This is a genomic window from Kribbella sp. NPDC002412 (assembly GCF_053592935.1).
The window spans coordinates 53447-78639 of the sequence record NZ_JBSFBL010000039.1 but is presented as its reverse complement, the minus strand read 5'-3'; the positions used below and the strand labels follow the sequence as shown (position 1 = coordinate 78639).

General features: G+C 70.0%; 25 protein-coding genes. 17 read left to right on the top strand and 8 right to left on the bottom strand.

Annotated features, from left to right (window positions below; translation table 11 throughout):
* Nucleotides 1-10: 10 nt before the first annotated feature.
* On the bottom strand, nucleotides 11-1123 hold the full coding sequence (locus ACWCOV_RS28010; protein ID WP_449832297.1) for a citrate synthase 2: 1113 nt from the start codon (nucleotides 1121-1123) through the stop codon (nucleotides 11-13).
* Nucleotides 1124-1333: 210 nt separating this feature from the next.
* On the opposite strand from ACWCOV_RS28010, the gene ACWCOV_RS28005 reads away from it, so the two are divergent.
* Nucleotides 1334-1987 (top strand): hypothetical protein, encoded by a 654-nt coding sequence (locus ACWCOV_RS28005; protein WP_449832296.1) that lies wholly within the window; start codon nucleotides 1334-1336, stop codon nucleotides 1985-1987.
* Nucleotides 1988-2533: 546 nt separating this feature from the next.
* Here the strand turns inward: ACWCOV_RS28005 and ACWCOV_RS28000 are convergent.
* On the bottom strand, nucleotides 2534-2761 hold the full coding sequence (locus tag ACWCOV_RS28000; protein WP_449832295.1) for a hypothetical protein: 228 nt from the start codon (nucleotides 2759-2761) through the stop codon (nucleotides 2534-2536).
* Between the two features lie 1187 nt (nucleotides 2762-3948).
* On the opposite strand from ACWCOV_RS28000, the gene pdxH reads away from it, so the two are divergent.
* The gene (gene pdxH / locus ACWCOV_RS27995) at nucleotides 3949-4590 is read left to right on the top strand and encodes a pyridoxamine 5'-phosphate oxidase (protein WP_449832294.1); all 642 of its coding nucleotides are present in this window, start codon (nucleotides 3949-3951) and stop codon (nucleotides 4588-4590) included.
* Here pdxH and ACWCOV_RS27990 read toward each other — a convergent pair.
* Nucleotides 4539-6719, bottom strand: coding sequence for an MMPL family transporter (locus ACWCOV_RS27990; RefSeq protein ID WP_449832293.1), 2181 nt, complete (start codon nucleotides 6717-6719; stop codon nucleotides 4539-4541). The genes pdxH and ACWCOV_RS27990 overlap by 52 nt on opposite strands.
* A 113-nt stretch (nucleotides 6720-6832) precedes the next feature.
* Between ACWCOV_RS27990 and ACWCOV_RS27985 the strand changes: the two genes are divergently transcribed.
* From ACWCOV_RS27985 to ACWCOV_RS27970, 4 genes are all read left to right on the top strand, one after another.
* Entirely contained in the window at nucleotides 6833-7546 is a 714-nt protein-coding gene (locus ACWCOV_RS27985; RefSeq protein ID WP_449832292.1) for a TetR/AcrR family transcriptional regulator, read from the top strand.
* Between the two features lie 322 nt (nucleotides 7547-7868).
* A complete protein-coding gene (locus ACWCOV_RS27980; protein WP_449832291.1) occupies nucleotides 7869-8159 on the top strand; it encodes a hypothetical protein in 291 nt (96 codons plus the stop codon).
* Nucleotides 8159-9154 carry an SPFH domain-containing protein gene (locus tag ACWCOV_RS27975; RefSeq protein ID WP_449832290.1) on the top strand — a complete coding sequence of 332 codons (996 nt, stop codon included), beginning with the start codon at nucleotides 8159-8161 and terminating at the stop codon, nucleotides 9152-9154. The genes ACWCOV_RS27980 and ACWCOV_RS27975 overlap by 1 nt, the downstream gene beginning before the upstream one ends.
* 4 nt (nucleotides 9155-9158) lie before the next feature.
* Nucleotides 9159-9776 carry a CGNR zinc finger domain-containing protein gene (locus ACWCOV_RS27970; protein ID WP_449832289.1) on the top strand — a complete coding sequence of 206 codons (618 nt, stop codon included), beginning with the start codon at nucleotides 9159-9161 and terminating at the stop codon, nucleotides 9774-9776.
* Here the strand turns inward: ACWCOV_RS27970 and ACWCOV_RS27965 are convergent.
* The gene (locus tag ACWCOV_RS27965) at nucleotides 9773-10492 is read right to left on the bottom strand and encodes a hypothetical protein (protein ID WP_449832288.1); all 720 of its coding nucleotides are present in this window, start codon (nucleotides 10490-10492) and stop codon (nucleotides 9773-9775) included. The genes ACWCOV_RS27970 and ACWCOV_RS27965 overlap by 4 nt on opposite strands.
* Nucleotides 10493-10784: 292 nt before the next feature.
* Here ACWCOV_RS27965 and ACWCOV_RS27960 point away from each other — a divergent pair, with 292 nt between their 5' ends.
* From ACWCOV_RS27960 to ACWCOV_RS27935, 6 genes are all read left to right on the top strand, one after another.
* Complete coding sequence (locus ACWCOV_RS27960; protein WP_449832287.1) at nucleotides 10785-11411, top strand: TetR/AcrR family transcriptional regulator; 627 nt, start codon at nucleotides 10785-10787, stop codon at nucleotides 11409-11411.
* 145 nt (nucleotides 11412-11556) lie between these two features.
* Nucleotides 11557-12507, top strand: coding sequence for an ROK family protein (locus tag ACWCOV_RS27955; RefSeq protein WP_449832286.1), 951 nt, complete (start codon nucleotides 11557-11559; stop codon nucleotides 12505-12507).
* Nucleotides 12504-13634, top strand: coding sequence for an N-acetylglucosamine-6-phosphate deacetylase (gene nagA / locus ACWCOV_RS27950; RefSeq protein WP_449832285.1), 1131 nt, complete (start codon nucleotides 12504-12506; stop codon nucleotides 13632-13634). The genes ACWCOV_RS27955 and nagA overlap by 4 nt, the downstream gene beginning before the upstream one ends.
* Complete coding sequence (locus ACWCOV_RS27945; protein WP_449832284.1) at nucleotides 13622-14536, top strand: 1-phosphofructokinase family hexose kinase; 915 nt, start codon at nucleotides 13622-13624, stop codon at nucleotides 14534-14536. The genes nagA and ACWCOV_RS27945 overlap by 13 nt, the downstream gene beginning before the upstream one ends.
* A gap of 11 nt (nucleotides 14537-14547) precedes the next feature.
* The gene (locus ACWCOV_RS27940) at nucleotides 14548-15384 is read left to right on the top strand and encodes a class II fructose-bisphosphate aldolase (protein ID WP_449832283.1); all 837 of its coding nucleotides are present in this window, start codon (nucleotides 14548-14550) and stop codon (nucleotides 15382-15384) included.
* Nucleotides 15384-16625 carry an APC family permease gene (locus tag ACWCOV_RS27935; protein WP_449832282.1) on the top strand — a complete coding sequence of 414 codons (1242 nt, stop codon included), beginning with the start codon at nucleotides 15384-15386 and terminating at the stop codon, nucleotides 16623-16625. Before ACWCOV_RS27940 ends, ACWCOV_RS27935 begins: the two co-directional genes overlap by 1 nt.
* Here the strand turns inward: ACWCOV_RS27935 and ACWCOV_RS27930 are convergent.
* Together ACWCOV_RS27930 and ACWCOV_RS27925 are read right to left on the bottom strand one after the other, a co-directional pair.
* Complete coding sequence (locus ACWCOV_RS27930; protein ID WP_449832281.1) at nucleotides 16591-17640, bottom strand: ABC transporter permease; 1050 nt, start codon at nucleotides 17638-17640, stop codon at nucleotides 16591-16593. The two genes, ACWCOV_RS27935 and ACWCOV_RS27930, sit on opposite strands and share 35 nt — an antisense overlap.
* A complete protein-coding gene (locus ACWCOV_RS27925; RefSeq protein ID WP_449832280.1) occupies nucleotides 17637-18521 on the bottom strand; it encodes an ABC transporter ATP-binding protein in 885 nt (294 codons plus the stop codon). The genes ACWCOV_RS27930 and ACWCOV_RS27925 overlap by 4 nt, the downstream gene beginning before the upstream one ends.
* Before the next feature lie 68 nt (nucleotides 18522-18589).
* Between ACWCOV_RS27925 and ACWCOV_RS27920 the strand changes: the two genes are divergently transcribed.
* Nucleotides 18590-19606, top strand: coding sequence for an RNA-guided endonuclease InsQ/TnpB family protein (locus tag ACWCOV_RS27920; protein ID WP_449832279.1), 1017 nt, complete (start codon nucleotides 18590-18592; stop codon nucleotides 19604-19606).
* Here the strand turns inward: ACWCOV_RS27920 and ACWCOV_RS27915 are convergent.
* Nucleotides 19588-19980 (bottom strand): GntR family transcriptional regulator, encoded by a 393-nt coding sequence (locus ACWCOV_RS27915; protein ID WP_449832278.1) that lies wholly within the window; start codon nucleotides 19978-19980, stop codon nucleotides 19588-19590. The genes ACWCOV_RS27920 and ACWCOV_RS27915 overlap by 19 nt on opposite strands.
* 72 nt (nucleotides 19981-20052) lie before the next feature.
* A complete protein-coding gene (locus tag ACWCOV_RS27910) occupies nucleotides 20053-21363 on the bottom strand; it encodes a cryptochrome/photolyase family protein (protein WP_449832277.1) in 1311 nt (436 codons plus the stop codon).
* A gap of 116 nt (nucleotides 21364-21479) precedes the next feature.
* Here ACWCOV_RS27910 and ACWCOV_RS27905 point away from each other — a divergent pair, with 116 nt between their 5' ends.
* The 4 genes from ACWCOV_RS27905 (at nucleotide 21480) to ACWCOV_RS27890 (ending at nucleotide 25166) form a co-directional block, all read left to right on the top strand.
* Entirely contained in the window at nucleotides 21480-22193 is a 714-nt protein-coding gene (locus ACWCOV_RS27905; RefSeq protein WP_449832276.1) for a metal-dependent transcriptional regulator, read from the top strand.
* A gap of 86 nt (nucleotides 22194-22279) precedes the next feature.
* Nucleotides 22280-23059: a class I SAM-dependent methyltransferase gene (locus tag ACWCOV_RS27900; protein WP_449832275.1), complete on the top strand. Its 780-nt coding sequence runs from the start codon at nucleotides 22280-22282 to the stop codon at nucleotides 23057-23059.
* Between the two features lie 41 nt (nucleotides 23060-23100).
* On the top strand, nucleotides 23101-24477 hold the full coding sequence (gene pabB, locus ACWCOV_RS27895) for an aminodeoxychorismate synthase component I (RefSeq protein ID WP_449832274.1): 1377 nt from the start codon (nucleotides 23101-23103) through the stop codon (nucleotides 24475-24477).
* Complete coding sequence (locus tag ACWCOV_RS27890) at nucleotides 24474-25166, top strand: aminotransferase class IV (RefSeq protein WP_449832273.1); 693 nt, start codon at nucleotides 24474-24476, stop codon at nucleotides 25164-25166. Before pabB ends, ACWCOV_RS27890 begins: the two co-directional genes overlap by 4 nt.
* Nucleotides 25167-25193 lie beyond the last annotated feature (27 nt).

The window sequence follows — 25193 nt, the reverse complement described above, 5'->3', positions numbered from 1 at the left end:
AGAAGGCTTTCTAGGCCCAACTGGGGTTCCAGCCCTCGATGGAGGTGGCGGGGCGGGTGGGCGGACCGGAGTAGATGGCGGACGGGCGGATCAGCCGGCCGGTGCGCTTCTGCTCCAGGACGTGCGCGCTCCAGCCGGCCGTGCGGGCGCAGGTGAACATGGACGTGAACATCGGCGGCGGCACTTCGGCGAAGTCCAGCACGATGGCTGCCCAGAACTCCACGTTCGTCTCGAGCACCCGGTCCGGCCGGCGTTCGCGCAGCTCGGTGAGTGCGGCCTGCTCCAAGGCCTCAGCCACCTCGTAGCGCGGTGCGTCGAGTTCTTGCGCCGTACGACGAAGCACCCGAGCCCGCGGGTCCTCCGCGCGGTACACGCGGTGCCCGAAGCCCATCAGCCGTTCACCGGCGTCCAGCAGACCCTTGACGTAGGCACGCGCGTCGCCGCTGCGCTCCACACCCTCGATCATCGTCAGCACGCGGGCAGGCGCTCCACCGTGCAGCGGGCCGGACATGGCGCCGACAGCACCGGACAGCGCAGCTGCCACGTCCGCACCGGTGGAGGCGATCACCCGGGCGGTGAACGTGGAGGCGTTCATGCCGTGCTCGGCTGCTGAGGTCCAGTAGGCGTCGACGGCCTTCACGTGCTTCGGATCGGGCTCGCCGCGCCAGCGGATCATGAACCGCTCGGTGATCGTCTTCGCCTTGTCCACCTCGCGTTGCGGCACCATCGGTTGCCCGATGCCACGAGCGGCCTGGGCGACGTACGACAGCGCCATCACCGCGGCGCGGGAGAGGTCCTCACGGGCCTGTACGTCGTCGATGTCGTAGAGCGGCCGCAGACCCCAGGCGGGTGCGAGCATCGCCAGCGCGGACTGTACGTCGACCCGCACGTCGCCGGTGTGGACCGGCAGCGGGAACGGCTCGGCCGGCGGCAGACCGGGGGCGAACGCGCCGTCGACGAGCAGGCCCCAGACGTTCTCGAACGGCACCCGGCCGACCAGGTCCTCGATGTCCACGCCGCGATAGCGCAGCGCCGAACCTTCCTTGTCCGGCTCGGCGATCTGCGTGTCGAACGCGACCACGCCCTCCAGGCCGTGCTGCACCTCGGTCCTCGGATCTGACATGCGGCTCCCTCGTGCTCGTGGTCAGCGCACCTGGCCCACCAGCGGCCTGGGCGCACTGCTAGGCGCCCAGGCAGCATAGTTCTCGGCGGCAACCCCCGGACAGATCTGTGACGAGCTCGGCACGTCGCCACGCGCAGGCTTCGCCCGGGGATGAGACGGGGACTCGCGAGCGCGGGTGGCTGAACCTGGCAGAGGTCTACTCTCGTGCGCATGCCTGCCAAGCCTGTTCCTGGCCTCGGACTCGTGATCGGGGTCGTCCTCGGATATGCCGCGATGCTCGGCGCGTCCTACGCGATGACACGGCTCGCCATCGTGCGGGTCCAGCTGATGAACACCGACCTGGAGCGAGGTGCGCCCTGGCTCGGTCTGCTGGTCGGGATCGCTTTGGTGTCGGCGCTGCTGATGGCTGCGCCGGCGATCGGCGCGGGCGTCATGACCGGGGCCGGGGCGTTCATGACGCTGTTCGGCCTGTTGTTCGTGGTGCTGCCCGCCCGCCAGGCGTTCGATGTGGTCAAGCTGTTCCGCGTGCCCGGGACCCGGCAGCCGTTCTCCTACTCCTTGCTCGACGGATCGTTTCTGCTGCTGGGCCTGGTGCTGCTGATCGTCGGCGCACGGCGCTGGGCGTCGGACGCCAAGGTGTACCGGCTGCTGACCGCCCAAGGACAGGCGCAGGACCGGGTGTACGGCCAGACGTACCCAGCACAACAGCAGCAATGGGGCGGCTACCCCGGCCAGCAACAACAACCGCCGCACCCCGGCCAGCAACCGCAGCAGGGGCAGACGTTCCCCGGCCAGCAGCAACCGCAGCACTACGGTCAGCAACCGCCGGGCGGGCACCCGGGCCAGCAGCAACCGCCACGATAACTTTCCATGCAGGGCCTGCATCTGGCTCTGCATGGAAACACTGGTCGCCTATGCGTTCCACGGGGAGAGTGGCGCCAGGGCTGCGGCGGGGGTCGCGCGGATCGAGGCGTACTACAACGCCCTCTGGGACCGTAAGGCCACGCACAAGGGCTCCGACACGAGCACCATCGGCCTGCACGTCTGGGACCGGGAGGACACCACCTGCCTCTGGCCGTCCTGGCACGACACCAGCGACCTCCGGGTGGCCAGCCTGCACGCCCCGCTTTGCTACCAACGTGTCATCGGCGACATCTCGCCGTACGACGGTCCGGCCAAGCTGGCGCACGCAGTACGGCGTACCCCGGCCAGCTTCCTGGAGTTGGCGCCACCGTTCACCATGGCGGCGCTCCACCCGGCCGAGGAGCGACTGGACCTCTTCACCGACTCCATCGGCGTAGGCAGACTGTTCCAGCTGCGACTGGCAGACGGCTGGGTGTGGAGCAACCGCCCAGCCGCGGCACTGCTGTTCGCCGGTCTGACCGCTGCAGCCGCGCAAAGGGGCTGGAGCTACGCCGCGGCGTGCGGCTGGTTCATGGACGACAGCACGCCGTACGACGGTGTGCTCGCCGTACCGGGGGCGACGCACATCCTTGCCGACGGCAGGAGTCGCAGGCAGACGGTCACTCGGATCGAGTCCACCAGCGTCTGGTCCACCGACAGCCCGGACACCGTGGACGAGACAGCCGAAGCACTGCAGGACGTAGCGAAGTCGGTGGCCCGTCTGTGGCCCGGCACACCGACTGTGGATCTCAGCGGCGGCCGGGACTCCAGAGTGGTCGCTGCCGCCTTCCTCAAGGCCGGTGTGGACCTGAAGCTCAACAGCTACGACGCAGTCCCCGGCGAACTGCAGGTAGCCAAGTCGCTCGTCCAAGCACTGCCCTTCCAGGTCGAGCACACGACTCCAGCACCCACCAAGCCGCAGCCGATCAAGCCCACGGCCAACCCGCGACCGGTCACGCCGCCACCACTCGTCGACCGTGCCCTCCGCTGGCACCGGTACGCCGAAGGACTCCGGCCGGCCAGCTATCTCTTCCACGCCCCGCCGGCCACCCTCGCCAACGTCGCCCACCTGGCCATCGGCGGCGCCGGCGGAGAAGTTGCCCACGGCCACTTCTATCCCGCCGACGTGCTGCAGCTGGACGCGCTTCCCCTGCACGACAAGGTGTACGCCTTCGGCAACCGCCTGCAAACCCGGCTGATGCCGACCGCCGGTCCGGCTGAGCTTGCCCGTGCCGCCGTCGCCGAGCAGATCGACCGGGTGCTGCGCACCGCGGTGCACGGCGGCATCGAGAACGCGACCATGCTCGACTACTTCTATCTCGTCGAACGGCTACGGCGCTGGGGTACGACGGGGGAGCGCAGCGGAGTCGTGTCACCGCTGCTGATCCCGTCGTTCGTCCGGGCGGCGTTCGCGTTGAGCCCGGCGCAACGGGTCGACAACGCCTTGCATCAGCAGCTCGTCCACAGGTTGATCCCGGAGTGGGCGGACATCCCGTTCTTCAAGCCCCAACCGGCGCCCGCGCCGAGCGCCGGCCCGACCGCGCTGCCTCGCCGACGCCCCCGACCGCGATCTCATCGCAGAGCTCATCACGGACGTCGACGGCTTCGACCCGCAAGCAGTCAGCACGCTGTGGGCGGCCTCCATAGCCGGCGCGAGTTCGGCGGCGGGCGAGGCCGCGCTCAACCAGGCGCTCTGGCGCGCGACCTTCGACCAGCACCTCGACGAGGTCAACCGCCACCTACCACCAGCGACCCCCAGGCCAACGGTCCTGGTAAGCAGCAGCCCGCCTGCCCCCAAGCCCACCAGACGTGTGGCGAAGCACCCCGTCGTACGGCGGCTGGCCCGCAACCGGGTGTGGAAGGCGTTCCGGCGTACCAGAGTCGGGCGATCCTGGCGGAGCCTCAGTCAGTAGGCTCGGATCGTGGATCTTGCAGAGATGCGGCGCCTCTACCAGCTCGGCGAACTGCTCGAGAGCCAGGTGGACCCGGACCCGATCGTCCAGTTCCGCACCTGGCTCGGGCAAGCGACCGAGGCCGGCCTGCCCGAGCCAAACGCGATGGTGCTGGCGACCGCAGACGCCGACGGCCGCCCGTCCGCCCGGACCGTCCTTCTCAAAGGCCTGGACGCCCGCGGCTTCGTGTTCTACACCAACCAGCAGTCCCGCAAGGCCGACGACCTGGCCGCGAACCCGCACTGCGCGCTCGTCTTCCCCTGGCACGCGATGGAGCGCCAGGTCCGGGTCGAGGGCACGGTGAGCAAGCTCCCGGCCGAGGAGGTCGACGCGTACTTCGCCGCCCGCCCGCGCGAGTCACAACTCGGCGCGTGGGCGTCGCAGCAGAGCCAGCCGGTCGAGTCGCGCGAGGAGCTCGACCTGCAGTACGCGTCGTACGAGCGCCAGTGGCCGGAGGGCACCGAGATCTCCACGCCGTACTTCTGGGGTGGCTACATCGTCTACCCGCACGTCTTGGAGTTCTGGCAGGGCCGGACCGGCCGGCTGCACGACCGCCTGGCCTACCGCCGCACCAGCTCCGACGGCTGGGAGCTCTCCCGGCTCCAGCCCTGAGGGTCCGAGGTCTCGCGGAAGCCGTACCGCTCCCACCACCGCACCAGCGGGCCCGGCGCCCACCAGTTCCGGTGGCCGAGCAGCCGCATGGTCGCCGGCACCAGCAGCGCCCGGACGATGGTCGCGTCGAGCGCGATCGCGATCACCAGCCCGACCCCGATCATCTTCACGAACACGATGCCCGAGGTGGAGAACGCGGCCACCACGATGATCAGCAGCAACGCCGCGCTGGTGATGATCCCGCCGGTGCGCTGCAGCCCGAGCGCGACCGCCTGGGTGTTGTCGCCGGTCCGGTCGTACTCCTCCCGGATCCGGCTGAGCAGGAACACCTCGTAGTCCATCGACAGCCCGAACAGCACGGCGAACAGCAGCACCGGGTTGGTCGCGTCGAGGAACCCGGCCGGGGTGAAGTCGAGCAGCCCGGACAGGTTGCCGTCCTGGAAGATCCACACCATCGCGCCGAACGCGGCCGACAGCGACAGCACGTTCATCACCAGCGCCTTGGCCGGCAGCACGAAGGAGCCGAAGGCAACGAACAGCAGCACGAACGTCACCAGCACGATGAACCCGGCCATGTACGGCGCCCGCTCGGCCAGCACGTCGAGCAGGTCGATCACCGCCGCCGTCTCACCACCGACCTCGACCGAGGTCCCGGTCGGCGCCGCCACTGCCCGCACATTGTGTACGACGTCCCGCGCGGGCAACTCCTGTCCGGTGAAGTGCGTGTGCACGACCACCGAAGCGACACCGTCCTGGTAGCCACCGAGCCGCACGTTGTCGACATCCGCGATCTGCCGCAATGTGCCCACGTAGCCCGCCAACGCTGCCGACGGATCAGCCGGCGGCGAGTCGAACCGCACCGCCACGAAGATGTCCGACCCACCGGCCCCGGCGAAGTCCCGCTGCAGCGTCTCCGTCACGGTCCGGGACGTCGCTCCCTCAGGCAGCGCGCGATGGTCCACCCCACCCAACTGCGCCTGCAGGAAGGGGATCCCGAGCACCAGCAGCACCGGAATCAGCACCACCACATACCGCACCGGTCGCTTCATCACACTGTGCGCGAGCCGGTACCACACCCCATGCTCAGCCGAAGCCTTCCGCGGCCTGAAGATCCGCAGGTTGTTCACCCGATGCCCCAGGACGGCGAGCAGCGCGGGCAGCGCGGTCAACGCCGCCAGCATCGCGACCGCCACCGCGGCCGCACCGCCGTACGCCATCGAACGCAGGAACATCACCGGGAACAGCACCAGGCTGCTGATCGCGACGCCCACCGTGATCCCGGAGAACGCGACGGTCCGGCCGGCTGTCGACATCGTCACCGCCAGCGCGGTCTCCACGTCATTGCCCTTGGCAAGCTCCTCGCGGAACCGGGTGACGATGAACAGCGCGTAGTCGATCGCCAGCCCGAGCCCGATCATGGTGACGATGTTGATCGAGAAGATCGACACGTCGGTCACCAGCGACAGGCCGCGGAGCAGCACGAACGCGCCCAGGATCGCCAGCGCGCCGACGAACAGCGGCAGGCTGGCGGCGACCAGGCCGCCGAAGACGACGACCAGCAGCACCAGCACGATCGGCGTCGAGATGGTCTCCGCCCGGACGATGTCGTGCTCGGTCTGGGTGTTCACCTCCTCGAACACCGCCACCTCGCCGCCGACCTTCACGTCCAGACCGGCCGGGGCAGCGCGCAGCTTGTCGGCGATCCGGTCGAACGTCTCCAGCCGCGCTTCCTCGTCGGCGCCGGCCAATGTCAGTACGGCGTACGTGCTGTGCTGATCCTTGGACACGAACACCGGCGACCGAGTGCTCCAGTACGTCTGTTTGCCGGTCACCTCGGTCGACGGCAACCCGGCCAGGTGGCTCTCCACCGCCTGCCGGAAGGCCGGGTCGGCCACGGTCCGCGTCCCGCCGTCGTACAGCAGGATCACGTCGGTCCCGGTCGGGCCGATCGCCTTCTCGATGGTGGCGACCGCGCGATGCCCCTCGGTGTCGGGTGCGTCGAAGCCCCCGTTGGCAAGCGAGCCGAACACACCGGTGCCCCACGCGAGGCCGACGGCGACGAGAACAGCGGTCAGGGCGAGCACCAGGCGGCGGCGCCGATAGGTGAACCGGCCGAGCGTCTCGAACACGAAACTCTCCCCCAGGGCGTAGATTTGAGCGGCGGGCGACTGCGTGAACACCGTTAACTGTTAACGGTGTTAACTCTAGAGACCCGGTAGGCACGCTTGTCAAGGGAGAATCTGTGGAACCGAGTCGGCGCGATCGCCAACGAGCCGCGACGCTGGCCGAGATCAAGGCCGCCGCGCGGCGGTTGCTGGTCAGCGGAGGCGTGGCCGCGGTCGGCCTGCGCGCCGTCGCCCGCGAGCTCGGCCTCACCCCGCCCGCGCTCTACCGGTACTTCCCGAGCCACGAGGCGCTCCTCCAGGCCCTGATCGCCGACCTGTACGACGAGTTGACCGCCGCGCTGATGGAGTTGGCGCAGACCGAGGCCGACCCGGATCTGGGCGCCCAGCTCTACCTGCTCGCGAACGGCCTGCGGGACTGGGCGCTGGCCCACCCGGCCGAGTTCGGGCTGCTGTTCGGCACCGCGATCCCGGACCCGGACGCCGAAGGGCACGAGAACCTTCCCGGCCACCAGGCGGCGATGCGGTTCGCGGCGGTGTTCAAGGCGCTGGTCGCGCAGGTCTGGCACCAGAAGCCGTTCCCGCACCCGTCCGAGCAGGAGCTCGGCCCGGTGCTGGTGGCGCAGCTGTCCCGGAAGTCGGAGTACTTCGACGGGATGCCGGCCGGCGCGATCTACCTGGCGCTGAACTACTGGACCCGGCTGTACGGCCTGATCTGCATGGAGGTGTTCGGCCAGCTGCACTGGGCGCTGGAGGACGCCGGCGCCTACTTCGAGGCCCAGCTCTTCGAGATCGGCCAGGCGCTCGGGCTCGACTGTCCCGTGCCGGAGTAGCTCGACTGTCCCGTGCCGGAGCAACTCGGCTGTTCCGTGCCGGGACAGAAGGAAGCCCGCGGGCGCTTCCAGGCGAACGACCGGGTGGCCGAACTCTGGGTCAGGCGGACTGACCTGACTGCCCGCGGGCCCGGTGGCTGGCGTTGGATTGGCCGACCACATGCCCACTAAACCAGTGGTTGGCGGTTAGCCCGCCGCCACCTCACGAGTCCGATAGCAATTCATGCGTTGGACCACCTCCCTTCGCGTGTACCGAAAACCTACTGCCGGCCGGACCCCCGTTCAACCGGTTTTCGCCCAGGGATGAACGACAATCGGGGCCATGATCAGATTCGGCCTGATTCCGCTCGTCCTGCTGATAGGAACCGCCTGGTTCGCGTGGGCGTCGTACCGCCGGGCCGCCCGGGCAGAGCAGGCGCTGGCCGAGTTGCACGCCGAGAACCGGGCGCTGCTGCACGAGGCCAGGGCGCTGGAGCGGGCGGTCGCGGCTGCCGAGCAGGGCCTGCGTACGCTCAGCTCGCATCCGTCGGTGCCGCGAGACGTCGCGGTGACCGCCGACCTGACCCTCGCCGACGTCCGGCGACTGGTAGAACGCAAGGAGCTCGACGACTGATGGCAAAGCTGGGGAACGCCGCGGCCGCGGTGAAGGCCAAGGGCAGCGGCGGGGTCAAGGGCAAGGTGATCGGCGGTGTGGTGCTGGCCGTCATCTTCGTCATCGTGCTGTTCAACATCTTCAACTTCGCCGACACCGACGCGAACAAGATCGGCCTGCACTACGGCGGCGGCGTGGTCGAGGACAAGTCCTTCAAGTCGATCATCCCGCCGGGCTCGACGAACAAGCTGATCGGGCCGGGCGACACCGTCTACGCCTATCCGATCGACCAGCGCTCCTACATCATCGGCGGCGACGGCGCGGACACCGACACCGCCGACGAGGTCACCGTGGTCAGCAAGGACAACGTCCGGCTCGGCGTCCGGGTGCAGGTCTACTTCACCCTGAACCGCACCGAGGGGACGCTGAAGTCCTTCCACGAGCGGATCGGCCTGAAGACCGACGCCTACGAGGACGACGGCTGGAACGACATGCTGCAGAGCTACTTCCGGCCGCAGATCGACCGCGCGCTGTCGGCCGTCGCGACCAACTACAACTGGGCCGAGCTCTACAACAACGAGGCGAAGAAGTCCGCCTTCCAGAAGGCCGCGGCCGAGGAATTCACCCGGCTGCTGCCGGCCGCCGTCGGCGGCGACTACTTCTGCGGCCCGTCGTACACCGGGAACAACCCGTGCGGCGAGCTGTCGTTCACGATCCAGAAGCCGACGCCGCTGGACAAGGGCATCATCGACGGCCTGGAGGCCAAGCAGCGCGCCGAGCTGGCGAAGGCGACGCAGGAGCAGAAGAACCAGCAGGTCAACGTCGAGCTGCAGTCGGTCAAGCAGCAGGTCGCGTTGCTGGGGTCGCAGGGCTACCTGCTGAAAACCGCGATCGAGTCGGGCAAGATCCAGTTCATGGTGATCCCGCAGAACGGCAACGTCAGCATCCCGGTGCCGACCACCGGCCAGACCACCCCGCCGAACCAGTCCGGTCAGGCCGCCCAGCCGAACCGCTGATCCGATGACCTCCGCGCTGCCGTCCCACCTCGAGCTCGTGCAGGGTGTCGTCCTGCCGCGGCCGGTCGGCGCGGATCCGGTGCTCGACTTCGTCAACACTCGGTCCGACTGGACCACCGTCCGTGGCCCGGCCCGGACCGAGTGGCTGACGTCGTACGAGGCCTTCCTGATCTGGAACTCGTACGTCGGCCTGTTGCCGTCGGCGACCGTGGTCCGGCTGATCGAGCGGGCCAGCCGCAAGCCCACCGAGGCGGCCCGCCGGCTGCACGCGGCCCTGGAGTTCCGGGCCGATCTGTACGACGTCCTGATCGGCCACGCGACCGGTGGAGCCTTCGAGGCAGTGGCTCGGGTGATCGAGAAGGCATCAGGCCGGCGGCAGCTCCTGTGCACCGACGAGGGCGCGACCTGGGAATTGCCGGAGGACCTGGCGCTGCCCCTCGACAACGTGGCGTTGCTCGCGGGTGACCTGCTGACCGGCGATGCGCACGCGCACGTCCGGAGATGCCCGGGGGAGTCGTGCGGCTGGTTGTTCCTCGACCCCCGCGGACGGCGGCGCTGGTGCTCGATGGCGACCTGCGGCAACCGCGCGAAGGTCCGGGCCCACGCGGCCCGGGTGCGCTAGTTGAAGAGCGCCGGGTCGACGGCGATCCACGTGTGCCGGGCCCGGGCGAGGATACGGCCGTCGGCGTCGTACAAGGTGCTGGCGGTGAACGTCTTGCGGCCGTCTTCGCCCAGGTAGCGGCCGAGCGCGACACAGGCCTCGCCGACCTGCGGGCGAGCGTCGATGCACGCCGTCAGCTGGCCGAGCACCGACGGCCTGCCCTCCAGGTCGATCGCCCAGCCGCCCGGGCAGTCCAGCGCGGCCCACAGGAACACCGCATCCACCAGACCGTCGCCGCCGGTCGCGAGGTCGGCCGCCGGCCTCCACGTGCACGCCGTACGTCCGTCGCCCAACGGCCCAGGCTTGAGCTGCAGCCCACCTTCGTTGGCCGGGCCGCACACGAAGCACGACGGGAACGGGTGGTTCTTCAGACCCCGGTACGACGCCTCGGCCGCAAGAGCCTCCTCCGGTGTCACCGGATCGACGGCCACGTCGGCCAGAAACCCGGACTCCACCGGTACGGCGCTGGCCACCAGCGACTCGCCATCGGTCAGCCGCGCGCCGGACGGATCCGCGGCCAGCTGGAGCTCGCGCTCCAGCGGCGGCGGCATCCGCAAGGTCACCTGCGGCACAGTCCCGGCGTCGATCAGGCCGGCCAGCGCGGTCCCGACCTGCCCGGCCACGTAGCCGCCGTTGCCGGATCTCTCGGGGCCTTGAAACCGCTTGGCGATCCACATGCCCCATCACCCTAGTCGCTCACGGTTGGTGCGCCGCATTGCCACAGAAAGTAACCAAACAAACCTTTGCGTCCCGCTGGGCGGGAACGTTGCGGCGACCGGCGAAATACACAGGTGTGAGACCGATCCAGGCGGGAAAGAAGGAGTTTCAGAGAAATCTGAGGAATTCTCGGAGATTACTGAGCTGAGTACTCCTGTTCAAACGACCGTTTGAACTATGCTGACTGCAGGCTACGGCGAGTGAGCAGGTGGGGTGCCTGAGCAAGCAGTGGCCGGGGGGAAGGAGAACTCTGTGGAGACACCGGTCGAAACGACCCGGGAGAGGTTGCTCAACGTCGCTGAGCAGCGGTTCGGCGAGGGGGGTTACGAAGGCACGTCGCTGCGGGCCATCACGGTCGCGGCAGCCGCCAACATCGCGGCGGTCAACTACCACTTCGGCTCGAAGGAGGCACTGCTGCGCGCGGCGGTGGCGCGCGCGATGGCGCCGGTCAACACCGAACGCCGGCGCCGCCTCGATCAGCTCGAGGCCAAGGGCAACCCGACGCCGGAGGAGCTGATCCGAGCGTTCATCGAGCCCGGGCTGGACCTGGTCCTGCGCCGGGGTGACCGTGGCGCCGTGGTGGCGCGCTTCATCGGCCGGATCGCGTTCGATCCGAGCCAGCGGATCCGCGACCTGTACGCGGCCGAGTCCGACCCGATCGAGGCTCGGTACCTGGCCGCACTGCAGGCGGCACTACCGCACGCGACGCCGGACTCCGTCGCGTTCGGGTACGTGAACATGCTCGGTCTGCTCGCCCTGCACCAGTCGCAGGCGCTGTCGCGGGCACCGGGCCTGCAAGACGCGGAGGATTCCGGCAAGCTGGCCGAGAACCTGATCGCGTTCCTGGTCGCGGCCTTCGACCGCGGCCTGCGCGCCTGATCCGGAGGCGGCCGATCACCCGCGGCGCCCTGCCCGCGGCTCTTCGGACGCAACCGGACCAGCATCACAGGTGGTCTGGGCAGACCTGTCCAAGGATTGCTCACGGATGTTCGGACTGCCGGGTAACGCTGCATAATGGCGCTCCGTGGACCCCTGTGAAGTCGTGGTTGCCGTCGATCTCGGTGGAACCCGGATGAAGTGCGGCCTGGTCGCCGCGGACGGTGCCGTGCTGCACCGCGAGACCAGGCCGACACCCCGGGACGCTGGGGGCCGCGCCGTGCTCGACGCGCTGCTGGAGACCGTCGTCGAGCTCGGCCAGAAGGCGACCGCGGACGGCCATCGGGTGCGTGCGATCGGCGTCGTCGTCCCCGGTGTCATCGACGCCGCCACCGGCACCGTCAGCGCCGAGAACCTGGCCTGGGTCGGGACGCCGGTGCTCGCCGAGCTGACCGCCGCGGTCGGCGCGGACGTGCCGGTCGTGCTCGCCCACGACGTCCGCGCCGGCGGCTACGCCGAGCTCCGCCACGGCGCCCTCGCCGGTACGACGAACTCGATGTTCCTCCCGCTCGGCACCGGGATCGCGGCCGCGATGGTGGTCGACGGCTCCCTGGTCAGCGGCGACGGGTACGCCGGTGAACTCGGCCACACCCGGTTCGTGCATGGCGACGCCGCCGAGCAGTGCGCCTGCGGCCAGTGGGGCTGCCTCGAGACCGTGGCCTCCGCTGCCGCACTGGCCCGGCGGTACGGCGCTCGCACCGGGCGGACCGTGGACGGCGCCCGCGAGGTGCTGGAGCTGCTCGCGGCCGGCGACCCGGACGCCGCGCAGGTCTGGGAGGACGCGCTGACCGCCCTCGTCGACGCCCTCGTCCTCTACACGACCCTGGTCGCGCCCACGCGGATCGCGATCGGTGGTGGACTGGTGGGAGCAGGCGAGACGCTGCTGCAGCCACTCCGCGACGGCATCCACGCGCGGCTGACGTTCCAGCGCGAGCCGGAGATCGTCGCCGCCGTACTGGGTGAGGAGGCCGGCTGCCTCGGCGCCGCGCTGATGGCCTGGGACCGCGTGGCCGCGGACGAGAACGAGGGGACAGCATGACGACGTACCGAGTGGGCCGGCTGGTGACGCCGGACGACGTCTTGGAGAACGCCTGGATCCAGGTGGTCGACGAGGACATCGTCGCCCTGGGCCGCCGTTCCGACGGGATGCCGGCCGACGGCAAGCGGCCGGAGGACCTGGGCGACGCCACCGTCGTTCCGGGCTTCGTCGACATCCACACCCATGGCGGCGGCGGGTCGACGTACTCGACCACCGACCCGGAGGAGGCCCGCAAGGTCGCGGCCTTCCATGCCAAGCACGGTACGACGACGACCATGGCCAGCCTGGTCACGTCGCCGCTGGACGATCTGGTCTCGCAGACTGCATGCCTTGCCGATCTCGTCGCGGACGGCGTGATCGCAGGCGTGCACCTGGAAGGCCCGTTCCTGTCCGAGGCGCGCTGTGGTGCGCACGAGCCGTCCCTGCTCCGGCCGCCGCTGACGGACGACGTGGCGAAGGTGCTGAGCGACGTCGTCCGGATGGTGACGATCGCGCCGGAGCTCGAGAACGGGCTGGACGCCATCCGGCAGGTGGTCGACGCCGGCGCCGTCGCGGCGCTCGGGCACACCGACGCGACCTACGAGCAGATGATCGCGGGCGCGGACGCCGGGGCGACCGTGGCGACGCACCTGTTCAACGGGATGCGGCCGTTCCACCACCGCGACCCCGGCCCGGTCGGCGCCGCGATCAACGACGACCGGCTGCTGCTCGAGGTGATCAACGACGGGCTGCACCTGGATCCGCAGGTCGTCCGGGTCGCGCTGGCCGCCGCGGGCGTCAGCCGGATCGCGCTGATCACCGACGCGATGGAGGCGACCGGGATGCCGGAGGGCCGGTACAAGCTCGGCAACCTCGAGGTGGACGTGAAGGACGGGCTGGTGACGCTGGCCCACGGCACGCACTCGATCGCCGGCAGCACGCTGACGATGGACGTCGCCTACGCCAACGCGGTCAAGTCCGGGGTGTCGCTGGTGGACGCGTCCCGGATGGCGTCGACCACTCCGGCCCAGGCCTTCGGCTGGTACGACGTCGGCGCGATCGAGACCGGGAAGCGGGCCGACCTGGTGTTCCTGGACGCGGAGTACGCCGTCCAGAAGGTGATGCGGGCCGGGTCGTGGCTGGACTGATCGGCACCGTCACCCTCAACCTCGCGCTGGACGTCACCTACGAGGTCGACGAGCTCGTCGTCGGTGGCAGCCATCGCGTCGGCGGGATCCGGCAGCGGGCCGGCGGCAAGGGCGTGAACGTGGCCCGGGTGGCGTCGACGCTCGGGCACCAGGTGCTCGTCCTCGGGTTCGTCGGCGGTCTCACCGGTGAGCTGGTCGCCGAGGAGCTCTTCGACGCCGGGCTGACCGCCCTGCTGACACCGATCGCGGGCGAGACCCGCCGTACCGTTGCCATCGTCAACGGCGCCGACGGGGACGCGACGATCTTCAACGAGGCCGGTCCGTCGGTGACCGCGGACGAGTGGCGCGCGTTCCTCGACCGGATGCCGTGGGGACGGCTGGGAGTGCTCGCCTGCTCGGGCAGCCTGCCGCCGGGGCTGCCGGCCGATGCGTACGCCGAGATCGCCGTCCGGGCTCGGCATCACGACGTACTGACGGTGATCGACGCAGGTGGTGACGCGCTGACCGCGGCCGCCAAGGCCGGCGCGGTCGTGCGGTCCAACGCAGCCGAGTTGCGGGACGCATTAGGCGACACCACGGTCGAAGACGGCGCGCGGCAGCTGGTCCAGCTCGGCGCGACCGCGGCCGTGATCACCGACGGATCCCGCGGAATGGTTGCCGCCAGCCACAAAGGTGTCTGGCGCGCGCTCCCGGTCGAGAAGGTGTCCGGCAATCCCACCGGTGCGGGCGATGCGTGTACGGCGGTCGTCGCCGCAGCCGTCGCGGAGACGCCGGAGCCGGACTGGTCCGTCGTACTGAAGTCTGCTGTCGCCGCATCGGCTGCGGCGGTGCTGACGCCGGTTGCCGGCGACATCGATCTTGCCGCGTACCGGCGGTGGCAACCTCAGGTTGCCGTGAACTAGGAGGAGAGCTCATGCCGTTGGTTTCCGGGGCCGAGGTCGTGCTGGCCGCTGCCAAGGCCGGTCGGGGTGTCGGGGCGTTCAACGTGATCCAGCTGGAGCACGCGACCGCGCTGATCGCCGGCGCCGAGCAGGCCGGTGCGCCGGTCATCCTGCAGATCAGCGAGAACGCGGTGAAGTACCACGGCGCCCTGAAGCCGATCGGTGTCGCCACCCTCGCCGCCGCGGCCGCCGCCTCCGTCCCGGTCGTCGTCCACCTCGACCACGCGATGGACCGCGATCTGGTCACCGAGGCGGTCTCGCTCGGCTTCACCTCCGTCATGTACGACGCGTCGAAGCTCGAGTACGCCGACAACGTCGCGGCGACCAGCGAAGTGACCAAGTTCTGCCACGACCACGGCGTCTTCGTCGAGGCCGAGATCGGTGAGGTCGGCGGCAAGGACGGCGTCCACGCACCCGGCGCCCGGACCCGTCCCGACGAGGCCGTCGCCTTCGCCGAGGCGACCGGTGTCGACGCGCTCGCGGTCGCCGTCGGCTCGTCCCACGCGATGACCGAACGCACCGCGACCCTCGACTTCGACCTGATCGGCGAGCTGCACGCCGCGGTCGCCGTACCCCTCGTCCTGCACGGTTCGTCCGGCGTGGCCGACCCCGATCTGACCCGCGCCGTCGAGGCGGGCATGACAAAGGTCAACATCGCCACCCACCTCAACAACGTCTTCACCGCTGAGGTCCGTCAGGTCCTGTCCGGCAACCCCGCGCTCGTCGACACCCGCAAGTACCTGGGCCCGGCCCGCGATGCCGTGGCCGCCGAGGTTGCCCGCCTGCTGGGTGTTCTCAAGGCCGTCTGATGGCCGCCCAGCCTGGTCTCGCCCGTCGCCTGGGAGTCGGCGACGCAGTCGTGATCGGGCTGGGGTCGATGGTCGGCGCCGGGGTGTTCGCGGTGTGGACGCCTGCCGCGGAGGCGGCTGGGTCCGGGCTGTTGATCGGCCTGGTGATTGCCGCGGTGGTTGCCTACTGCAACGCGGTCTCGTCGGCCCAGCTGGCGGCCGTGTACCCGGTGTCGGGTGGCACCTACGTCTACGGCCGGGAACGGTTGGGGGAGTGGTGGGGTTTCGCGGCGGGGTGGTGCTTCGTCATCGGCAAGACCGCGTCGTGCGCGGCGATGGCTTTGACGTTCGCGACCTACGTGGCACCGCAGACCGAGTGGCTGCAACGACTGCTTGCGCTCGCGGCCGTGTTGGCGCTCGCTGCGGTGAACTACCGCGGCGTGACCAGGACCGCCCGGCTGACCAGGATCCTCGTCACCTGCACCTTGGCCGTGCTCGCCCTCGTGCTCATCCTGCTGTACACCGGTGACTCCCAGCGCAACGTGCCGGCCCTCACCGATACCTCCGTGTACGGCGTCCTGCAGGCCGCCGGACTGCTCTTCTTCGCGTTCGCCGGCTACGCGCGGATCGCGACGATGGGCGAGGAGGTCCGAGACCCCGCGCGGACCATCCCACGCGCGATCACCATCGCCCTGGTCATTGCCATCGGCATCTACTTGCTCGTCGGCATCGGGCTGCTGCGGGTGCTCGATCCCGCCGGCACCAGCGCACCACTGGCCGCGGCGGTCGGCGCGGCCTGGGCCGAACCAGTGGTGCGGGTCGGCGCGGCTCTGGCAAGTCTCGGTGCGTTGCTCGCCCTGATCGCCGGCATCGGCCGGACCACGCTGGCGATGGCTCGCAACCGCGATCTTCCCGGCTGGCTGGCCGCCGTACATCCTCGGTTCCAGGTCCCGCACCACGCCGAGCTCGCGCTCGCCGTGGTCGTCGGGATCCTGGTGCTCACCACCGACCTGCGCGGCGTGATCGGCTTCTCGTCGTTCGGTGTGCTGCTCTACTACGCGATCGCGAACGCCTCCGCGTTCACCCAACCGGCCGATCAGCGTCGCTGGCCGCGCGCCGTCAACGTGATCGGCCTGGTCGGTTGCGTCGTCCTCGCGGTCACCCTGCCCTGGACCTCGGCTGTGGTGGCCGCCGCCCTGCTCGCGGTCGCCCTGCTGGTACGGCGGCTCAGGAAAGGTCCCTCCGGATCCGCCAGAAGCTGAACCCGGTCAGCCCGAGCGCGAGCAGGATGAACAACCCGAACTCGCGCCACTGCAGTGCCCAGAACGTGTTGGCCTCGAAATACCGGACGTGCTGCCGGTAGCCCTCGTCGGCCAGCCGCTGGAAGCACGCGTCCCGCTTCGGGTTCGGGACCTCCTCCTGGCGCATGCCCGGCGGCGGACCTGGTTCGCAGTCGATGGTCCAGGAGGGCAGCGTGCTCAGCGCCTTGCCGGACTTGTCGACGGTCTCGTCGGACAGCTTCCATGCGCCGACGGCCCCGGTCGCGACCTCGATCTGCTTCACCTGTGGATCGGGTCCGGAGCCGTCGAGCATGAAGCCCCGGATGTTCTCCGCGGAGGCGATGATGGTCCGGTCCGTCGGCGCCATCAGGTGCGGCCGGATCAGGGTCGGCGTGAGGATCTGCACCAGGATCACGGCCGCCAGCGTGACCGCGAGGGCGACGAGAGTACGCCGTACGACGAGACCGACCGCGACCCCGAGCGCGAACGCGAAGGCGGCGTACCCGATCGGGACCAGGCCGCGGGCGGAGAACACCGGCGGGAACATCCGCGGCAGGTAGGTGTTCGAGTCCTGGCCGGCGTTGATCGCGTCGTCGATCGGGTCCGACCACCAGGTCACCGCGAGGCTGAGCACGGCGGTGATCGCGATCGCGGACAGGCCGGCGAACCCCACCTTCGTCGCCAGCCAGCGCCGCCGGCCGATGCTCTGGCTCCAGACCAGCCGGTGCGTCCCGGTCTCCAACTCGCGCGCGATCAGCGGTGCGCCCCAGAACGCCCCGACCACCGGCGGTACGGCGTACAGGAGTGCCTGGCCGATGTAGTACAGCTGCGGGGTGAGCCGCTCGAAGGACAGGTTGCGGATGAAGTCCGTGGTCAGCCGCCGGTAGTCGTCGGCGAGCCCCGGGCCGGTGACGACCAGGAAGCCGACGGCCACCGCGATCACCGCCGCGACCACCAGGAACTGGACGCGGAACTGCCGCCAGGTCAGCCAGATCATCGCTGCACCTCCAGAACCGGACGCTCGAGCTGAGCCGGGACGTTGCGTGACATGTAGGCCAGGACCAGGTCTTCGAGCGTGAGCTGGGTGACGTTCCAGGCCGGGTCGAGAATCGGCTGGTCGGTCCGGATCAGGAACGTGGACTGCCGGTCCGTGTGGCTCTCGGTCACCACGTGCTGGTCGCGCGGCAGATCCTTCGCGTCCTTCCGCGGCCCGGTGAGCCGGACGTGCGTCGCCAGCAGCGTGTCGATCTCGCCGCTCACCTGCACCCGCGAACCGACCAGCACGATCAAGTAGTCGCAGGCGCGTTCCAGGTCGGAGACGAGGTGCGACGACAGCAGGACGCTCAACTCCTGCTCGGCGACCGCCTCCATCAAGTCCTGCAGGAACTCGCGCCGGGCCAGCGGATCGAGCGCCGCGACCGGCTCGTCGAGGATCAGCAGCTCGGGCCGCTTCGCCAGCCCGAGCGTCAGCGCGAGCTGCGCCCGCTGCCCGCCCGACAGCTTCCCCGCACGCTGCTTCAGGTCGAACCCGAGACGCTGAATCCGCTGCTGGGCAAGGGAATCGTCCCACGCCGGATTGAGCCGCGCCCCGAGCTTCAGGTGATCGGCAACGCTCAGCCGGCTGTACGTCGGCGTGTCCTGCGCGACGTACCCCACCTTCGCCTGCTGCGTCCCGGCCGGCGCCTCCAGCACCTCGACCGACCCCGTGGTCGGCGTCAGCATCCCCACCGCCAGATTGAGCAACGTGCTCTTACCGGCACCGTTCGGCCCCACCAACCCGACCACGTGCCCCGACGGCACTTCCAGATCGCAGTCAGTCAACGCCCACCGCCGCCCGTACTTCTTCCCCAGCCCATGGGCCTGCAGAACCGTGGTCATCGCATCGATGGCGTAGCAACCCGGTCGATCCCGGCGAGGAGGTAACGCCATCTCCCTCCCTTCAGAAAGTGTCGGTGCGTGTTGCTTGGATCTTCGATGTGTCCCGTTACCGCCTGACTCCGACGCCTGCTCAGGAGCGCAAGGCTGGACGGCACGAGGGCTTTCGTGTCGTCGGCGCACAGGCATCCCGCGCGGAGGTGCTGTCGCGAAAGTGGGGACGGGTGCTCGTCCCGAAAGTCGGATGGATCAAGCTTCGGCTGTCCCGTCCGTTGCCGGGGGCGAAGTCGTACCGGGTGACCCGCGATCGGGCCGGTCGCTGGCAGCTGGCGTTCGCGGTCGCACCGGACCCGATCGCGGCGCCGGGCCTGACGAAGGTCGTCGGTGTGGACCGTGGCGTGGTCGTCTCCGCTGCATTGTCGACCGGTGAGCTCCTGCACTGCCCTGGGCTCAAGCCTGCTGAGAGGATCCGCCTGCTCCGGTTGCGGCGCCGTCTCGCCAGGGCTCAACGCGGGTCGAACCGGGGTGCCAGGACCAGGGCTGCGATCGCGCGACTGGTGGCACGCGAAACGGACCGGCGAAAGAACTGGGTCGAACAGACCTCCACCGATCTTGCGCGACGATTCGACCTGATCCGCGTGGAAGACCTCCGCATCCGGGCGATGACCCGCTCGGCCAAGGGGACGGTCGCCGCGCCGGAAAGGAACGTTCGGCAGAAGGCAGGCCTGAACCGCGGCATCCTCGGCAGTGGCTGGGGTGGTCTGGTCGAGCGGCTGGAGCACAAAGCCGTCGGCCGGGTGGAGAAGGTCGTAGCCACCTACACTTCGCAGACGTGCTCGCGGTGCGGGACGAGGGACGGGAAGGCGCGCGAGAGCCAAGCCGACTTCCGGTGCCGGTCCTGCGGCTACATCGCGAACGCGGACGTGAATGCTGCAGTCAACATCGCGGCAGGACGTGCCGTGACAGCGCGTGGAGCCGATGGAGTTCTGTCGGCTGGGAAGCGTGAACTTCAACTCGCCACCTCCGCGTGGAAGAGTCGAAATCCCCGTCCTTCGGGGCGGGGAGGGCGTCAAGCTATGTCCTCCTGAGCGGCGGTCCGAAAGGTTGTCATGAAGAGGGCCTCGATGCTTTCGTCGTCGAGGCCGGCTTTGCGGGCCTTGGTCAGCCAGCGGCGGAGGTCCTGCCGGAGCGGGCCGTGCGCGGCCAGCGAGTTGTCGGTCAGCGTCCGCGTGACGAAGGTTCCGCGGCCGGGGCGGGCCTGTACCAGACCTTCGTGCTCGAGCTCGCGGTAGGCCTTGAGCACCGTGTTCGGGTTGATCGCCAGCGTCGCGACCACGTCCTTCACGGTCGGCAGCTGGTCCCCCTCCCGCAGCAGCCCGAGCCGCAGCGCGTTCCGGGTCTGCTGAACGATCTGCTGGTACGGCGAGACCCCCGACCGGCCGTCCAGATGGAACTCGATCATCTACAACCCCATTCATCTAGGTAACTAGTACTATAGGGGTGTGACTTGAGACCGAGTCAAGAGGTGGGGGGCTCAGCGGATGGCGTCGTACCGGCGGAGCGCCTCGCGGCGGGCCTCGGCGTGGGCGACGACCGGGGCCGGGTAGCCGTCGGCGCCGCCGTGCTTCCACGGTTCGTGGGCGGCCTTGCCGTCGAGGTGCCGGAGCTCGGGGACCCAACGGCGGACGTACGCACCGTCCGGGTCGAACTTCGTGCCCTGCCCGACCGGGTTGAAGATCCGGAAGTACGGCGCCGCGTCCGCGCCGCAGCCGGCCACCCACTGCCAGTTCAGCGAGTTCGACGCGAGGTCGCCGTCGCGCAGCGACCGCATGAACCAGCGGGCGCCGTACTTCCAGTGCACGTGCAGGTCCTTGACCAGGAAGGATGCGACGACCATCCGGACCCGGTTGTGCACGAAGCCGGACCCGGCGAGCTGCCGCATCCCGGCGTCCACGAACGGGAATCCGGTCCGGCCCGCGCGCCAGACGTCGAAGAGGTCGCCGGGCTCGTCGTACTCCATCCGCTCGAACTCCGGCCGCAACGGCTTCCACGCCGCGTCCGGGTTCCGCGCCAGCAGGTCGGCGCAGAACTCCCGCCAGGCGAGCTCGCGGCGGTACGCCTCCGCGCCGGCGCTGCGCCTGCGGGCCAGGTCGGCGAGCAGCGTGCGCGGGTGGATCTCGCCGTACTTCAGCGGGATCGACATCCGCGAGGTGCTGTCGAGATCGGGCCGGTCGCGCTCGTCGTCGTACCGCGCGACGTCCTCCAGGTAGGCGTGCCACCGGTCCAGCGCCGCCTGCTCGCCCGCGCCGTCGACCGTTGTCGTGGGCAATGACTCGCCGTCGAGGCCGACCCAGCGCACCTTCGCGGGCGCGTCGACCGGTCGCCGCCACCCGTGGTCCAGCCAGGCACGGAAGTACGGCGTGAACACCTGGTACGACCGGTCCTGCTTGTTGAGCACCCGCCCGGGCGCGACGGCGTACGGCGATCCCGTCACCACCAGCGGGCAGTCCAGAGCCGCCTCGACCGCGGCATCCCGACGACGCCCGTACGGCGCATGGTCCGCGCTGATGTGGACACTCGCGGCGCCGACCTCCTTCGCGACCGCTGGGACCACGTCGGCAGGGTCTCCACGCCGTACGACGAGCTTGCCGCCCATCGACTCGGACAAGCTCCGAAGCGACGCGGTCAAATGCTCCCGCCGAGCCTCACCTGCAGGGCCCCACAACGCGGGATCCAGCACGAACAGGCCCACGACGCGCCCGCCCCCGGCGGCAACCGCGTCCAGCAGCGCCGGATTGTCCGCCAGCCGAAGATCACGCCGAAACCACATCACCGCAGGTGCCATCACCGCATCCTGGTGCCCACAACCGGCCGTGAGCGAACTGAAACGTCGACGACTGTGCGCGTCCCGGAGAGGTGGCGTTCACGCGGATTGGGTAAGGCTTGCCTGCATAGGCGAGAATGGTTTTCGTGAGCGAGCTGATCGATACCACCGAGATGTACCTGCGGACCATCTACGAGCTCGAGGAAGAGGGCATCCTCCCGCTGCGCGCGCGAATCGCCGAGCGGCTGCACCAGTCCGGTCCGACCGTCAGCCAGACGGTGGCGCGGATGGAGCGCGACGGGCTCGTCACGGTCGAGGGCGACCGGCATCTCGAGCTCACCGACGTCGGGCGCAAGCAGGCGACCCGGGTGATGCGCAAGCACCGCCTGGCCGAGCGGCTGCTGGTCGATGTGATCGGGCTGGAGTGGGAGGACGTGCACGCGGAGGCCTGCCGCTGGGAGCACGTGATGAGCGACGCGGTCGAGTTGCGGCTGCTCAAGATCCTCAACAACCCGACCGAGTCGCCGTACGGCAACCCGATCCCGGGCCTGGAGGAGTTGCTCAACGACGGTCAGGCGAGCGGCATCGAAGAGTTCCGGATCGGCGTGGAGCCGCTGGACAAGGTGCTCGACCAGGCCACCGGGGAGAGCGTCCGGGTGCTGGTCCGCCGGATCGCCGAGCCGGTGCAGACCGACGACGGCGCGATGGCGGTGCTGCGCAAGGCCGGCGCGCTGCCGGGCCGCGAGGTCGACTCCACCCTGGACGCCGAGGGTGTGCTGGTCGGCAGCCGGGACGCCGGTGGCGTGATCAGCGACGAGACGGCCGGGCACATCTTCGTCAGCCGGGTCTGAGGCGTACTTCAAACCTGTATTAAGACCATCGACGCTGAGCACTCAGTGCTTTACAGCGTGTGGTCACGAGGTAGGCTCCGTCCGCGATGCCTGAGAACGAGATCGACTGGCCGGCGTACCTGCGGGAGTTCCACTCCGCGACGCCGGGCAGCACCGAAGCCCTGTTGTCCCGCGCGGTGGCAGGCGACCACACGCCGTACCGCTGGCTGGTGCGCGCCGTCTCCGGTGAGGCGCGCCGGGTGCTCGACCTCGCGTGTGGCAACGGCCCGGTCGCCCGGGAGCTGTACGGGCGCTGGGTCGTCGGTGTCGACAACAACCCGGTCCAGCTCGCCGGGGCGCCGGGCCCGAAGGTGCAGGCGGACGCGCTGCACCTGCCGTTCGCGAACGAGGTCTTCGACGTCGTCACATGCTCGATGGGCCTGGCGGTGCTGCAGCCACTGCCCGCCGTCCTGTCGGAGGCGGCCCGCGTTCTGCGGCGCGGCGGCGTACTGGCCGCGATCGTGCCGGCAGTCCGGCCGCTGCGACGCGGTGACATCCGCACGCTGAGCGGGCTGACCACGCGGCTCCGGTCGACTCCGCAGTTCCCCGCCGGTGGTGAGATCACCGAGTTGAAGGACAAGCTGCACCATGCCGGCTTCCACGTGATGGAGAGCCAGCGCGAGCGGTACGTCTACCTGATCCGCACCCGCGACGACGCCCAGCGCCTGGTCAACGCGCTCTACCTCCCGGGCACCCCGGACGCCCGCCGCGACACCGCCGCCGGCTGGCTGGCCGACCGCGCCGAGTCCAAGGACGGTCTCGAGGTCGCGATCCCCATCCGCCGAATCACCGCGATGCGTACGAAGTTGGCACTGACCGGAACCTGAACACCCACTTCAACAGCGGCCACGGTAGGTAACGTGTGCCTGTGAGTGCGCTGCGCTGGTTCGTCCGGACGGTCGACCGGGCGCTCGACGGTGAGACGGTCTACCGCGAGCTGCTGGCCGGGGAGACCGTCGCGTTCTGGCTGGACGGCAGCCTCACCGACCGGGCGGTTCGCCGGGTCTCGGTGCTCGGTACGACGCTTGGCGCCGACGCGGAGGTCGTCGTACGGGCGGTTGCCGACGGCGACGTGTTCGCGGAGTTGCAGGCGCTGATGGCGGACAAGGCGGCCCGGCTGGACGGCGTACCGGACGAGCTGGCCGGGCTGTTCAACGGCGGGTACGTCGGCTACTTCGGCTATGAGCTCAAGGCACTGACCGGGGGAGCCGTGGCGCACGAGGCGCCGACGCCGGACGCGCTGTGGATCTGGGCGAACCGGTTCGTCGTCATCGACCACGATCGGGAGATCAGCTACCTGGTCAGCCTGGACTCGGCCGACGACGGCTGGCTGGACCGGGCCGCCCGGATCGCCTCGCACTGGTCGATGGCCGAGATCGAGCCGCCGGCCATCGCACGTCTCGACCTCGAGGCGCACCTGGAGCAGGACCGGGCGACCTACCTGGCCGGGATCGGCAAGTGCATGGCCGCGCTCGAAGCCGGCGAGACCTACGAGGTCTGCCTGACGAACCGGGTCCGGCTGCCCGCCGTCCCCGAACCGTTCGACTTCTTCCTCTGGCAGCGCGCCCACAACCCGGCGCCGTACGCCGCCTTCCTCCGGTACGGCGACCTCGCGGTGGCCAGCTCGTCGCCGGAACGGTTCCTGACCGTGGACGCGGACGGCTGGGCCGAGTGCCGGCCGATCAAGGGCACCGCACCGCGCGACCCGGACCCGATGCAGGACAAGCTGGCCGCGAAGGCGCTCGCCGAAGACGAGAAGACCCGGGCCGAGAACCTGATGATCGTCGACCTGATCCGCAACGACCTCGGCCGGGTGAGCCAAGCGGGGACCGTGCACGTCCCGCAGCTGATGCAGGTCGAGACCTACCGGACCGTGCACCAGCTCGTCACCACGGTGCGCGGCCGGCTGCGGCCCGGGGTGTCCGCGGTCGACGCGGTCCGGGCCTGCTTCCCGCCGGGGTCGATGACCGGCGCGCCGAAGATCCGGACGATGGAGATCCTCGACGAGCTCGAGGACAGCGCGCGCGGGGTGTACTCGGGAGTGCTCGGCTACCTGACCGTGGACGGGCGGGCAGACCTCGGTGTGGTGATCCGTACGGCGGTCCTGACGCCGTCGGAGACCGTGATCGGTGCGGGGGGTGCGATCGTGCTCGACTCGGACGCGGTCGCGGAGTACGACGAAATGGTGCTGAAGGCAACGGCAGCCGTGGGCGGGAACGCCGCGGCCGAAGGGTGGGGGAGATGAGTGGTTTGCAGGTGGCGGATTCGTTCCTGGTGGCCAACGGGCGGGGTCGGGGGATCGACCTGCACCGGGAGCGGTTCGTCGGGTCGTGTGCGGCGGCCGGTGTCGACGCGTCGGCCTTCTGGGCCGAGCAGATCGGCCGGCTGCCCGGGTTCGGGCGCTGGTTCCCGCGGTTCGAGCTCCGGACCTCGGGTGAGCTGGCCGTCCAGCTCCGGCCGGCGCCGCCGGTCGGGGGCCGCCTCCGGGTCGTCGTCCACGAAGGTCCGGATCCGCGGACGGCGCCGCGGGTGAAGGGCCCGGACCTGGAGCTCCTCGGCAAGCTCCGGGAGACCGTTGCCCATCGCGCCGACGAGATCCTGCTGCTCGACCAGGACGGCACTGTGCTGGAAGCGGCGTACTCCGCCATCGCCTGGTGGGACGGCGACGTGCTGTGCTTCCCGCCGTCCGACCGTCCGCTGCTCCCGTCGGTCACGGCCAAGCTCCTTCGCCGGATCGCCGCGGCCCAGGGTGTCGAGGTCGCGGAACGGCCGGCCACTCCCACCGACCTTCAGTCCTGCGAGGTCTGGCTCCTCAACGCCCTGCACGGCATCCGCCCGATCCACGCCTGGTCCGACTCGGCCATCGACCCGCTCCCCAACTCCCGGTCGACCACCTGGCAGCAACGCCTCACCGACCTCGCCCAGCCGCTGTAGCACCCGCCGCTGCCGTCCGGCGGCGGA

Coding starts and splice junctions, on each gene's coding strand:
- ACWCOV_RS28010 (WP_449832297.1), bottom strand. CDS start 1,123: ATGTCAGATCCGAGGACCGAGGTGCAGCACGGCCTGGAGGGCGTGGTC.
- ACWCOV_RS28005 (WP_449832296.1), top strand. CDS start 1,334: ATGCCTGCCAAGCCTGTTCCTGGCCTCGGACTCGTGATCGGGGTCGTC.
- ACWCOV_RS27980 (WP_449832291.1), top strand. CDS start 7,869: ATGATCAGATTCGGCCTGATTCCGCTCGTCCTGCTGATAGGAACCGCC.
- ACWCOV_RS27975 (WP_449832290.1), top strand. CDS start 8,159: ATGGCAAAGCTGGGGAACGCCGCGGCCGCGGTGAAGGCCAAGGGCAGC.
- ACWCOV_RS27970 (WP_449832289.1), top strand. CDS start 9,159: ATGACCTCCGCGCTGCCGTCCCACCTCGAGCTCGTGCAGGGTGTCGTC.
- ACWCOV_RS27965 (WP_449832288.1), bottom strand. CDS start 10,492: ATGTGGATCGCCAAGCGGTTTCAAGGCCCCGAGAGATCCGGCAACGGC.
- nagA (WP_449832285.1), top strand. CDS start 12,504: ATGACGACGTACCGAGTGGGCCGGCTGGTGACGCCGGACGACGTCTTG.
- ACWCOV_RS27940 (WP_449832283.1), top strand. CDS start 14,548: ATGCCGTTGGTTTCCGGGGCCGAGGTCGTGCTGGCCGCTGCCAAGGCC.
- ACWCOV_RS27935 (WP_449832282.1), top strand. CDS start 15,384: ATGGCCGCCCAGCCTGGTCTCGCCCGTCGCCTGGGAGTCGGCGACGCA.
- ACWCOV_RS27930 (WP_449832281.1), bottom strand. CDS start 17,640: ATGATCTGGCTGACCTGGCGGCAGTTCCGCGTCCAGTTCCTGGTGGTC.
- ACWCOV_RS27925 (WP_449832280.1), bottom strand. CDS start 18,521: ATGACCACGGTTCTGCAGGCCCATGGGCTGGGGAAGAAGTACGGGCGG.
- ACWCOV_RS27915 (WP_449832278.1), bottom strand. CDS start 19,980: ATGATCGAGTTCCATCTGGACGGCCGGTCGGGGGTCTCGCCGTACCAG.
- ACWCOV_RS27910 (WP_449832277.1), bottom strand. CDS start 21,363: ATGGCACCTGCGGTGATGTGGTTTCGGCGTGATCTTCGGCTGGCGGAC.
- ACWCOV_RS27905 (WP_449832276.1), top strand. CDS start 21,480: ATGGTTTTCGTGAGCGAGCTGATCGATACCACCGAGATGTACCTGCGG.
- ACWCOV_RS27900 (WP_449832275.1), top strand. CDS start 22,280: ATGCCTGAGAACGAGATCGACTGGCCGGCGTACCTGCGGGAGTTCCAC.
- ACWCOV_RS27890 (WP_449832273.1), top strand. CDS start 24,474: ATGAGTGGTTTGCAGGTGGCGGATTCGTTCCTGGTGGCCAACGGGCGG.